Genomic DNA, 11994 nt, shown 5'->3' on the forward strand with positions numbered 1-11994 from the left:
CGCGACCCGTTACGACAGATGCCCAAAGGTCTTCCTGTCAGCCATCGCGCTGGCGGCAATCGTCACTTACTGGCTATGTGTCTTGACCCTAAGAGTATTTCTGAGTTCCACTTGTGCAGATCTTTTCCAGGTACGTCGTGACATTGCGCGAGAACTAATCGAAGCCGGACACTCGGTGATATTGAATGACGCTCCACAGGGCTTTCCCGCAAGCCCGTTCCTGACGATCGTGGAAAACCGCCTTGAGGCTATTGAGCGCCATACTGATGTTCTTGAGCAGCCTCATCTGACTAGTCTGAACTGACAAGGAGTTGCTGAAGATGATTCAGTAGGCGTATTCGGAGCGGTGTGAACTTTGCGCGTCCTGAAACTGCGTCACTGTGCTTATTCAGACCAGTTCATATTTGCCTGAAAACAGCGTTCGATGTGTTCTGTATGTGACAAACAAATGCCGGTTTCGGGTCACTCGTGACACCATCTGTGAATCGTAAATAATCGAAACTACTTTGCGATAATATCCAATACAGGAACTAGAATAACGTATCTCTTGATGGGCAGCGCGCTCGCGTGCTTCACTTTTGTGGCTATGTCAGCCTCAAGTTTCGCTGGCCAAAAAAGGACCGGAAGGCACGACCTTCCCGAAAAAAATTCCAAGCGCACCACCGTCCGAAAGGGTGAGAAAAACAAGCGCGGAAGTTTCCCAACATGGAGATACCAGATGAAAAGAATTGCAACGCTACTAGGAAGTGCTTCGGTCGCGATTGCCGGCCCGGCTATGGCCGCAGATATCGTGATCGGTGTGCCGAACTGGGCCTCGGTGAACGCCACGGCACATATTCTTGAGGTAGTGATCGAAGAAAACCTTGGTCTGGACGTGGAACTGCAAAACGGCACGAATCCGATTGTCTTCGAAGCCATGGACAGCGGCTCGATGCACGTCCATCCTGAAGTGTGGATGCCCAACCAGCAAAACCTGCATGACACCTATGTCAAAGAAAATGGCACAGTCGTCATGAATCAAAACCCGGTCCAGGCCGAGCAGGGCATGTGCGTCCCGACCTACATCTCTGAACAGCATGACATCAAGTCAATTGACGACCTGAGTGACCCGGACAAGATGGCGATCTTTGATACAGACGGGAATGGTACGCCAGAGGTCTGGATCGGTGCTCCGGGCTGGGCTTCGACCGTTGTCGAGAAGATACGAGCCAAATCTTATGGCTATGATCAGATATTCGACCTGACGGAATACGAGGAAACCATCGCCTATGCCAACCTGGCAAACGCGACCAAGGCGGGCGATCCGTGGATCGGGTTCTGCTACAGCCCCCACTATATCTTCGTGACACAGGATCTGACGGTTCTTGAAGAGCCGGCTCATGACCCTGCCACGTGGACAATTGTTCAGCCCACCGATGACCCGGATTGGCTGTCGAAATCCGAAGCGTCCACGGCCTGGAACGGCGCAACTCTTCACCTGCACTACGCGAAAGAGCTGGAAGAGAGTTATCCTGAAGTGGCCGCTCTGTTCAGCAACTATCAGATGTCAGGAGATGATCTGAGCGCGATGGGCAAGGCCCTGGCTGTAGACAACGTCGAAGCCGCGGATTTTGCCAAGCAGTGGGTGGCAGAGAATGAAGACACCGTGATCGGCTGGCTAACCAACTAAACCACGACCTTGCAGGCCGTCGCGGAAAATCGCGGCGGCCTTTTTTCTGTTGGGCAGAGCCATGCCCTGTGGGGGATAAATGGACGAACCTGTCGTAAAACTGGAAAACGTTTGGAAGATCTTCGGCGCACGCGCTGAAGAGGCAATGCAAGCTGTCCGAGACGAAGGCATCGGCAAGCCGGAAGTTCTGGAACGGTTCAACTGCGTTGTCGGTGTTCAGGGCGCCACATTCGAAGTGCCGCGAGGCGAAATTTTCTGCATCATGGGGTTGTCCGGTTCGGGCAAGTCCACGTTGGTACGACACGTGAACAGATTGATCGAGCCGACGGCCGGCCGGATCGAAATCCTGGGTCACGACGTATCGAAACTATCGGAATCCGAATTGCGCCGCATTCGCGCCCAGCAAATCGGCATGGTGTTTCAACACATGGCACTGATGCCTCATCGTTCCGTCCGCGATAACGTGGCTTACCCCCTGGAGATCAGAAAGGTCCCGAAATCCAAACGTTGGGCTGTATCGGATCACGCTTTGAGCCTGGTAAACCTAACTGGTTATGAGGACCGCCTGCCCAAGGAACTTTCCGGCGGGATGCAGCAACGTGTGGGGATCGCGCGGGCGCTGGCGTCGGACCCCGAAATCCTGTTGATGGATGAACCCTTTTCCGCCCTTGACCCTCTGATCCGCCTGCAGTTGCAGGACCAGTTCAAGGCGCTTGTGGCGCAGCTAAAAAAGACCACGCTGTTCATCACTCATGATCTGGATGAAGCCATTCGCATAGGTCACCGAATTGCGATCATGAAAGATGGGGTGATCGTACAGATCGGCACGCCGGAGGATATCGTCATGAACCCATCCGACGATTACGTGCGCGAATTTGTTCAGGGCATCTCCAAGCTCAAACTGGTCAAAGCGCATTCCATCATGGAACCGATGGACAGCTATTCAGGGCCACTCGACGGTGCGCCCAGGGCGGACGAAGGCGCGGATCTGGACCAACTGATCGATCTGGCCGTGAAGTCCGAATTGCCGGTCGTCATAACGGATGCGGGCAGTGACGTGGGTGTCGTTACCAAGCCACGCCTGTTGCGTGGTATTCAGGGGGGCAAAAATGACTGACGCAACTTCTGAGCTTAAAGTAACGGCCGCTTCTGACATCGAGGTTGATCGCGAGGCTCTTGATATTTCCATCAAGAAGTTCGCTGGTCCGAACGGAGCCTATTACGTCAACGCCTTTCACAAAATCCACGACGCTACCAGTGCCATTCCCAACACGTTCAACACGTGGGCGGCGGTGCTGGGGCCGTTCTGGTCCGCGTCACGGGCCATTTGGGGCATGTTCTGGACGTTTCTGATCCTCGAGATCATCGCGTGGGTCCAAATCGGCAGGGGCGCGTGGGGCAATCCGGGTGCGGACTTTGCAGAGCGTGCCGCCCGTCAGCAAGAGCGCGCAGCCGAACTGCTGGCCCGAGCGGCGGACGCAACTGAAAAGGCGGATATCGATCGTTTCACCAAGCTGGCTGAAAACATTCAGAAAGCGGCTGATACCAGCTTGGAAAGGGCCGCTGCTGCCCAGTCCGAGGCCACGGGTATTCTTATCACCGGGTTGCTGATGTTGCTGGTTTTCAAGGTGGTTCAGGGTTTGTATGCCGACCGTGTCTACGAAAAACAGTATTCAAACTGGCGTATCGATCCGGGCAGCACGGAAAGCGGACGCTCGACCCGAAACACGGTTTTGGGCGCAATCCTTGTCGCCGCCATTGGTCCCTTGATCGTTTACAAGTTCACCGTAAACGCGTCGCTTCCTTTGCTGGATGCCTTCCCCGAGCAGCAGGTATCCGCGATGATATTGGGAGAGGGCAACGGCACGTTGTTTTCGAACCTGGCTGGCTGGATGGAAGAAAAGATAGACGCGGCCGCCGCAGCGGGGGGCGACGTCTTCGACGGGATTGTAGCCGGTGTGCGTTCTGTTCTTGATGCGTTGACCGTGGCACTTATCGGCTCACCATGGCCGGTTGTCATGCTGGTCATCTGTGTGACTGCATGGCGCGCGGCGGGACCAAGGGTTGCCATCTTCACCGCAGCTTCGTTGGCCTATATCGCTTTGCTGGGATATTGGGACGTGGCGATGGAAACCGTTGCGCTGGTGGGTGCGGCGGTGTTGCTCTGCGTTGTCTTCGGCATTCCGCTGGGTATCTGGTTTGGCAAGTCCAAGCGCGCTTATCGCGCTGCGGAACCGGTGCTGGACTTGATGCAGACCCTTCCGGCGTTCGTCTACCTTATCCCGATCATTGCCTTCTTTGGCACGGGCAATCCGCCGGGCATTCTGGCAACGATCATCTTCGGAATGCCGCCGGTTATTCGACTGACGGCGCTGGGCATGCGTGGGGTTCCGGAGAGCATCAAGGAAGCTGCCGTCGCCTTTGGGGCCTCGAAATGGCAGTTGCTGAAAGACGTGGAAATCCCGCTGGCATTGCCATCGATCATGACAGGTGTGAACCAGACAATTCTGATGTGTCTGTCCATGGTCGTAATCATCTCGCTGATAGGTGGTGGCGGCTTGGGCAAAGAAATCCTGGAGGCACTGCAATATGCCGCCAAGGGGCCGGGCCTGCTGGGCGGCTTCGCAATTCTGTTCCTCGCCATGGTCATGGACAGGATCGTGCAAGGCGCATTCCGGCGGGAAGACGAGAAAATCTAACCATCTGCGCCCCCGGTTCTTTCCGGGGGCGTTTTTCATTGACCGGAGAAAACAATGGCGGATCGCTACGAACAGTCCATGATGGACAATCTGTATTGGTGGGGCGTGCCTACTCTGTTTCGTTGCCCCAACGTCGGGCCCGAAGGGCAGGACATTGCATTGGCTGGCGTGCCGCACTCAACTGGAAACGGCACGACCGAGAGGGACCAGCATTTGGGACCACGCGCCTTGCGGCACGTCTCGGCCGTTCAGCGCAGGGTGCATTCAGTATTTGAGATCGACCCATGGGACAGCGCGCGGATTGCCGATGTGGGGGATGTGCCGTTCCCGAAGGCGAACGACAATGAGGATTGCATCGAACGGATCACCGAATTCTACAAGGACATCGACGCGGCCGGTGCACGGCCGGTTTCTGTCGGCGGAGATCACTCCATCACTGGTGGGATAGTACAGGCTTTGGGATGTGGAAAACTGGCAGGCGGAGAACCTGTCAGTTTCCTGCATCTGGACGCCCACACGGATGTTTTTACCAAGGTTGACCACTTCCTGGGGGCCAAGAAATCAGCGGCACACTGGGGGGCTTATCTGGCCGATCAGGGGCAGGTGGATCCGACCTGTTCGATGCAGATCGGGTTGCGGGGCCACCCACGCAGTCTGGACTGGCTGCAGCCTTCTTACGACTATGGCTACAACATCGTCACAATGCGCGAGTTTCGTCAGCGTGGGCTGGAGGACGTTGTGGCCCAAACCCAAGAGGTGCTGGGTGATCGGCCGGTTTACATCACCTTCGACCTGGATTGCCTTGACCCAACCGTTGCGCCCGCAGTCTCTAACCTTGAGCCGGGAGAGAAGGGATTTGATATCGATGAGGCGGTTGGAATCCTGCGCGCCGCGCGCGGGTTGAATATCGTTGGCGGTGATGTGGTTTGCATGATGCCCACAAAAGACAGCCCCAACAACATCACTGCCCTGACCGCCGCAGCAGTGATGTTCGAGATGATTTCGATGATTGCCGAAAATGTCGCCGGGGATTAACTGCGGCGCGCCTCGACAGCTTGGGCCAGAACACAAAGTAATTCGAACATCAGCGAAATACCCAGCCACGCTGTCCCACCCTCAGGATCGAAGGGTGGCGACACTTCGACAAGATCGGCACCGACAAGGTTCAGGCCAGCCATCTTGCGAATGACCTGCTGGGCCTGAAAACTGTTGGGCCCGCCAATTTCGGGTGTTCCGGTGCCGGGCGCATAGGTCGGGTCCACGAAGTCGATGTCATAGGTGCAGTAGGTCGGCTCCGTTCCGACAATGCTGCGCACTTCATTCATCACATCGTCGATGCCCCGGTCGAACAGTTCTTCGATGCGGATGATACGGATGCCCTGCGCTTCACCCCATTCGATGTCTTCGGTGTTGTATGCCGTGCCGCGAATTCCGACCTGAACAAAGCGTTTGGGGTCCACCAACGCTTCCTCAACAGCGCGGCGGAACGGGGTGCCGTGCGTGAATTTGTGGCCGCCGAAATAAGTGTCGAACAAGTCCGTGTGACTGTCGAACTGGATGAGGCCAACCGGGCCCGAGGCGGCCAGGGCACGCAGGACGGGCAGGGTGGTCAAGTGATCCCCTCCGGCAGTCAATGGCGTGATATTGCGCGCTTTCAGCTTCGAATAGTAGCGAGTGACCCGATCCAGCGTGTCTTCTATGTCGACCGGATTGGGGGCGACATCTCCTAGGTCCGCGCAATTCACCTGCGAGAACGGCGCGACGCCTGTGACCGGGTTCATCGCCCTGATCATCGTGGAGTAATCGCGCAGTTGCCGCGGGCCATGCCGTGCGCCCGGCCGATTGGTGGTACCGCCGTCCCAAGGGATGCCGACAAGGCCCAATTCGACATCCGAGATGCGTTCGTGATCCAGATCCAGAATGGGCAGGCGCATGAATGACGGTATGCCCGCAAACCGGGCAAGCTCCATGGCTGATACCGGTTGAAAAAATGAATCGGCCATGGTTTCCCACCCTCTGCAAGTTACTTCAGTGACCCTAGCGATTCAGCTTCGGGCTGGGAATGCCCGTCAGTCTTCAGGTCAGGATTCGAAAACGCCGGCGAATTTCGGCGTCCTGTTCGGGGGTGAGATACTCGGGGTGATGCGAGCTCAAAACCTCTCTGGCGACTTGCCGGGCAGATGACCATGCGTCCATCGCACCTTCGGTTTCCCATGTGCGCGGCTCCCGGCGATCAGCGAGCTGAGGATAAAAGTAATCTCTCTCCATTGCTTCATATGTATGTGCGCTGCCCAGAAAGTGCCCGTCACCCAAAACCGATTTGCAAATGGCGTCAAAGCCGAGATTCGCTTCGGTGACCTCGATTCCGCGCAAGACCCGATAGGTGTGAGAGTGCATTTCGTTGTCCAGAACAAAGGCCTCGAAACTTGCCCCCAGCAGGGACGCAGTCATGCCTGAACTTTCATATATCAGGTTGCCGCCGGCCAATGCAGCGGCAAGCGATGTGATGCCTTTCTCAGCCCCGTACTGGGCATCAATGGCCTTGGCATCTGCCATCGAAGCGGCCACGCCCGAAGGCAACCCCAGCCAGTTTGTGATCTGCGCAGAGGCGGCATTCAGGATCGCTGTCTCGCCGCTGCCACCGGCAAATGAGCCGGTTCTGAGGTCTACGATGAAGGGCCAATTGGAAAAAACCATCGGAAAGCCGGGTTTGATCGTGTTGACCATCACGAGACTGGCAAGCGTTTCGGCCAGTGACTGCGCCAGAAATCCGGCCAGGGTCGCCGGAGCGGTTGCGCCCGCTTGCGCAGCCGTGATGCAGGACATTGGTATGTTATGGGCGATGCATTCATAAACGACGTCCACTGCGTCTTCGCCATATCGCATCGGTGAAATGACCGGGCTGATGTGCGCCTTCAGAAAAGGACGTTTGGCGAACTCACCGACCCCTCCGGCGACGATGTCCAGCATCTCGACAATAGGGTGGACATGTTCGGCCAGCGTAAAAGATGTTGCCACCGGCTTGGTCGTATTCCGCACCAAGGCGTAGACAGTATTGACGTCCAGATCAAACACGTCCGGGACATCCGTTGCCACGCAGCACCGGGTGAACCAACTGACATTGGCCAGTGTGTCCTGTAGTCGGGTGAAGTCATGCAGATCAACCAATGTAGAGGGGCGATAAAGCCCACTGTCAATGTCGAGCGTCTGAACAGCCGCGCCGCCAGTGCCAAAGTACACACGATCCCCGCCCACATCGATAGACCGGCTTTCATCCCGGCCATGGAACATGAAACTTTTGGCAGCGGAATTAATGGCTTGCTCGATCATTGAACGTGGGAAAACCAGCCGCCCCGGTTCCCGGTCCCGTGCCCCTGCGGCCCTTAGGTCGGCGGTAAGCCTATCCGGTACATTGCCCATGCCCAGCTCTTCCAGGAGCCGCAGGGCGGTATCAAATACCTGTTCTATTTCCGAGTGATTTAAAGGCTTGTACGCACCACCTGTCTGACCGGGTGGACAGGGATCGAATGCGGGCTTGGCTGCACGCTGTGCGTGACGCGCTTTCCGACCGCTGCGTTTGGAGCCCTCCGATGACATGTATCCCAATCCCTTTGCATCTTCGTTGCACCGTAAGGCGCAAAACACACGGGCATCAAAGGAGAATTGCCGTTTTCAGAATCCGAAATTGCGGTTTCGATTTTACAGTACCAACGTCTGCCCTGTTGTCTGCCCAACCCGTTATTCAGCAAGACTTGTGCCGAAACCGAGGGAGCAAAGACCATGAAGTCGCGTACCAGAGTCGTTGTGATCGGAGGCGGGATCGCTGGATGTTCGACGCTGTACCACCTGACCCAAGAGGGTTGGACAGATGTGGTTTTGGTTGAACGGAACGAACTGACCTCGGGCACGACCTGGCATTCGGCCGCACAGGTCACAAATTTCGGGATGAACCAGACCATGGTGGGTCTGAAATCTCATTCGATCCGCCTGTACAAGGAACTGGCCGACGATCCGGATTACCCGATCAACTACCATCACGGAGATGGCGGAATACGTCTGGCGAATACTGATGAACAAATGCAGGGCTATCGTCACTTCGCGTCCATGGCGCGGGGCATGGATGTACATTTCGAGGTGATCGATGCGGATGAATGCGCCCGCCGCCACCCGTTGATTTCGACCGACAACCTGATCGGTGGGCTATGGGATCCGTTGGACGGTGACATAGACCCGGCCCAACTGTGTCAGGCCCTGGCGCGACGGGCGCGCAAAGCCGGTGCGCAAGTGTACCGAAACACGCCTGTAACAGCTTTGACGCAGCACAACGACGATACCTGGACCGTGCATACCGAGCACGGAGACATCGACTGCGACATAGTCGTCAACGCCTGTGGCTACCGGGTCAACGAGGTTGGCGCGATGATGGGGGTTCATCATCCGGTGTCGTCCATGGAACACCAGTATTTTCTGACCGAAGAGATCGAGGCCATCCGGGATGCCGGGCACCGGATGCCGCTGCTGCGCTGCCCAATCAGCGACTACTATTGCCGACAGGAAAAGAACGGTCTCTTGCTCGGGTTCTACGAGCAGGGGTGCAAAACATGGGGTATGGACGGGATCGATCCAAACTTCGTAAACGCACTTTGTCCGGATGATCTGGACCGTGTAACTGATGTGCTCGAGGGTGCATTTGCGCGGATGCCTGCCTTGATGGAGGTGGGCATTCACACGGTCGTAAACGGGCCGATCACTTATTCGATTGATGGCGCCCCGTTGGTTGGGCCGATCCCGGGCAAGAGCAATGCGTATTGCATCATTGGTCTGCGAGCCGGGTTGGGCGAAGGCGGCGGGCATGGGTGGTTGCTGGCCCAGCAGATCGTGCATGGTGAGGCATGTTATGACACTTGGTGCCTCGACCCGAGGAGGTTTACAGGACACGCGAACGTAGAACTTACTGCTCTGAAGGCGATTGAGGATTATCAAAACGAATTCAGGTTCCACTTTCCACATGAACACCGCCCAGCCGGCCGTCCCGCCAAAACGACGCCTCTGACGCCTGTTCTCGCATCCGAAGGGGCGGAGTTCACGGTAGTCAATGGATGGGAAAGGGTGGATTACATCAAACCTCACCCTGATTTCGCGCCGTCACTCAGTTTCGATTTTGACGAAACCTTCGATCTGGTTGCTGCCGAAATCGATAACGTTCGCACCGGTGTCGGGTTGGCGGAAGTAAACGGGTTCAACCGGATTGAGATCACCGGAGTGGACAGGCACGCGTTTCTGGATCGGATGTTTTGCGGAGTTGTGGGCAAGCGCGAAGGGCGTGTTGGGTTGGGCTATCTGCTGAACCATCACGGTATGGTCAAGGCGGAAGCAACTGTTGCCAATCTCCCTGCCAGTGATCGCGGTCCAGCACGGGTTTGGTATGGCTCTGCCGCAGCCAGCGAGTATCATGATATGGACTGGCTACAGAAGCATCTGCGCAACGATGAAGACGTTCAGATGCGCAGCCTGACGAATGACCAAACCATTCTGGTTTTGGCTGGCCCCAAGTCGCGCACTGTGCTTTCTGACTGTGCCAGAGGTGATTGGTCTGCGGACGCATTCCCCTGGCTCAGCGTACGAGAGGGCTTTGTCGGCATCGCTCCTGCCACGGTCATGAACCTTAGTTTCTCGGGAGAGTTGGCCTATGAGATCCATGTCCCAAACGCCTCTCTCTATGCGGCCTATCTTGCGCTGCGGGAGGCGGGCGAAGGGTACGGGCTGAACCTGTTTGGTGCCAGAGCGGTTGACTCGATGCGCATGGAAAAAAGCTTCCTGCACTGGAAAGCCGATTTGATCACCGAATTTGATCCTTGGGAAACGGGGCTGGATAGGTTTGTACGTCTGGACAAGGGCGAATTTATTGGGCGTGAGGCGCTGTTGAAGCGGCAGTCAGAAGGGCTTCACCGCAAGCTGGTTCCCCTGCGCATTGATGCAACGCGTGGTCCGGCGCATCCCGGCGCGTCTGTCATGCTGGGCGATAAGGTCGTGGGGACTGTTACCTCTGGTGAATGGGGTCATCGTACAGGATTGAACCTGGCGCATGCATTTGTTCATCCGTTCATCTCTGAGGTTGGCAGCGAAATGGAGCTGGATAAATGCGGGCAGCGTTTTGGCGCGACGGTCATAACGTCCAGCCCGTACGATCCGGAATTCGCCCGCATGAAAGGTTGAAAACGACATCTCAGCCAACTTCATTGTTGCCGCAAGGGCGAATCTTTGCTTCGCTAGTTTCGAACAAATCGAAACAATGGTCAGTTGCCGTGTCCAAATCGCTGAGCCTTAGGTGGCTGGAAGTTTTTCAGTTGATCGCCAAGTCCGGATCGATTCAGAAGGTCGCATCTGAAACGGATTTGTCGATCAGTACAGTATCCAACCATCTGCGCAGCCTTGAAAATGCGCTGGGCATCGAATTGGTCGACCATGGACGCCGTCCAATGGGGCTGACGCCGGCAGGAGAAGTGTTTGCCCGCTACGTCCGTGAAGGCCTGACCGTATTGAAACGTGGCGAAGCCGAGATCCGTACGGGCAACTGGCAGCATGCGACGGACCTGCGATTGGCTTTGATCGACGATTTCGACAACCAGATCGCGCCCGATCTCGTTCGGTTTTTGGCTCAGGCTCTTCCGCGCTGCAATTTCCGGCACTTCACACGCCCCAGTCACGAGATTCTCGCCAAACTACAAGAGCATAAATTGGACGTTGGTGTTGCCACAAGGCCGCCGGGACGCACTGAGGGGCTGATCGAATACCCTTTGATGCGCGATCCTTTCATCGTCGTTCTTCCCAACAAGTTTGAAGGTTCGCCCGAAGAGTTGTTTACACCAGAAGCGGAATTGCCTTTGTTAAGGTACTCGCGTGACTACGTAATCGGCAAACAAATCGAAATTCAATTGGCCCGAAGCAAGTTCAGCCTGCCCAACCGGTTTGAACTGGAGTGTAATCAGTCCATCATCGGCCTGGTTGCACAGGGCAGCGGATGGGCCATCACAACGGCGGCGTGTTTCCACCGAACGCAGCGGTTTCACAACAGTGTCAAAGCCATGCCATTTCCTGGCAGGAACTTTGTGCGGACAGTGTCGCTTTTTACGACCGAAGTGTACCCGGCGACTACATCACTGCTGATCCAGAAGGCCATGGGAAAACTGATCCGGCAGCATTTTACAAGACCGATGTGCGCCAGGCACACCTGGTTAAAAAACGAATTCCGCACCATGGAAATGGAGAGTGCCTAACCGCCACCAATAACTGGCGGTTCTGGCGGCCGGGAAAACAAAACGCGGTTCTGATACCGGCCCGTCAGCATCTTCTGTGGTTTCTTTTGAGAACCCAAAGACCTCCCATGGTTCCAAATCAGAACCCCGAAGACCACCTTATATCGCTGGCATGACCGGCATATGTCGGGTGGCCCTGAAGCGCTTCAGGATCGTAGTCCCAAGCCATCACGGATCTGGAGCCGCATTCCGCAGCCGATGTGTGAGAAGATCAAGGACCTAGGGTCAGGACCCATTGATTTCCGCGTGGCTGCGTGAGTCACGGTTCGAAAATCGAGCGGTGACCATGTCTGATCTTTTTTGGCTGACG

The 11994-nt window shown here is 56.3% G+C and carries 9 protein-coding genes; 7 read left to right on the forward strand and 2 right to left on the reverse strand.

Annotated elements, in window-relative coordinates:
• The 5 genes from ACR0CG_RS22845 to ACR0CG_RS22865 all read left to right on the forward strand — a co-directional run.
• The coding region (locus tag ACR0CG_RS22845; protein ID WP_480527744.1) for a hypothetical protein at window positions 1–304 on the forward strand (304 nt) is incomplete at its 5' end.
• 414 nt (window positions 305–718) lie between these two features.
• On the forward strand, window positions 719–1669 hold the full coding sequence (locus ACR0CG_RS22850) for an ABC transporter substrate-binding protein (RefSeq protein WP_480527731.1): 951 nt from the start codon (window positions 719–721) through the stop codon (window positions 1667–1669).
• Between the two features lie 79 nt (window positions 1670–1748).
• Window positions 1749–2786, forward strand: a complete 1038-nt coding sequence (locus ACR0CG_RS22855; protein ID WP_480527733.1) for a quaternary amine ABC transporter ATP-binding protein — start codon at window positions 1749–1751, stop codon at window positions 2784–2786.
• On the forward strand, window positions 2779–4368 hold the full coding sequence (locus tag ACR0CG_RS22860) for an ABC transporter permease subunit (RefSeq protein ID WP_170613698.1): 1590 nt from the start codon (window positions 2779–2781) through the stop codon (window positions 4366–4368). Before ACR0CG_RS22855 ends, ACR0CG_RS22860 begins: the two co-directional genes overlap by 8 nt.
• Window positions 4369–4422: 54 nt before the next feature.
• Entirely contained in the window at window positions 4423–5403 is a 981-nt protein-coding gene (locus ACR0CG_RS22865) for an arginase family protein (protein ID WP_480527735.1), read from the forward strand.
• Here the strand turns inward: ACR0CG_RS22865 and ACR0CG_RS22870 are convergent.
• Both ACR0CG_RS22870 and ACR0CG_RS22875 read right to left on the reverse strand, forming a co-directional pair.
• Window positions 5400–6371, reverse strand: coding sequence for an agmatinase (locus ACR0CG_RS22870; RefSeq protein ID WP_480527737.1), 972 nt, complete (start codon window positions 6369–6371; stop codon window positions 5400–5402). The genes ACR0CG_RS22865 and ACR0CG_RS22870 overlap by 4 nt on opposite strands.
• Window positions 6372–6444: 73 nt before the next feature.
• Window positions 6445–7965, reverse strand: coding sequence for a trimethylamine methyltransferase family protein (locus ACR0CG_RS22875; RefSeq protein WP_480527739.1), 1521 nt, complete (start codon window positions 7963–7965; stop codon window positions 6445–6447).
• 183 nt (window positions 7966–8148) lie between these two features.
• On the opposite strand from ACR0CG_RS22875, the gene ACR0CG_RS22880 reads away from it, so the two are divergent.
• On the forward strand, window positions 8149–10584 hold the full coding sequence (locus ACR0CG_RS22880) for a GcvT family protein (protein ID WP_480527741.1): 2436 nt from the start codon (window positions 8149–8151) through the stop codon (window positions 10582–10584).
• A gap of 89 nt (window positions 10585–10673) precedes the next feature.
• A complete protein-coding gene (locus tag ACR0CG_RS22885; RefSeq protein ID WP_480527743.1) occupies window positions 10674–11645 on the forward strand; it encodes a LysR family transcriptional regulator in 972 nt (323 codons plus the stop codon).
• Window positions 11646–11994 lie beyond the last annotated feature (349 nt).

Source organism: Ruegeria sp. AB8 (assembly GCF_056542605.1).

Bases quoted from the DNA above. Each gene is read 5' to 3' on its own strand.
- ACR0CG_RS22850 (WP_480527731.1), top strand. From the start codon at position 719: ATGAAAAGAATTGCAACGCTACTAGGAAGTGCTTCGGTCGCGATTGCC.
- ACR0CG_RS22855 (WP_480527733.1), top strand. From the start codon at position 1,749: ATGGACGAACCTGTCGTAAAACTGGAAAACGTTTGGAAGATCTTCGGC.
- ACR0CG_RS22860 (WP_170613698.1), top strand. From the start codon at position 2,779: ATGACTGACGCAACTTCTGAGCTTAAAGTAACGGCCGCTTCTGACATC.
- ACR0CG_RS22865 (WP_480527735.1), top strand. From the start codon at position 4,423: ATGGCGGATCGCTACGAACAGTCCATGATGGACAATCTGTATTGGTGG.
- ACR0CG_RS22870 (WP_480527737.1), bottom strand. From the start codon at position 6,371: ATGGCCGATTCATTTTTTCAACCGGTATCAGCCATGGAGCTTGCCCGG.
- ACR0CG_RS22875 (WP_480527739.1), bottom strand. From the start codon at position 7,965: ATGTCATCGGAGGGCTCCAAACGCAGCGGTCGGAAAGCGCGTCACGCA.
- ACR0CG_RS22880 (WP_480527741.1), top strand. From the start codon at position 8,149: ATGAAGTCGCGTACCAGAGTCGTTGTGATCGGAGGCGGGATCGCTGGA.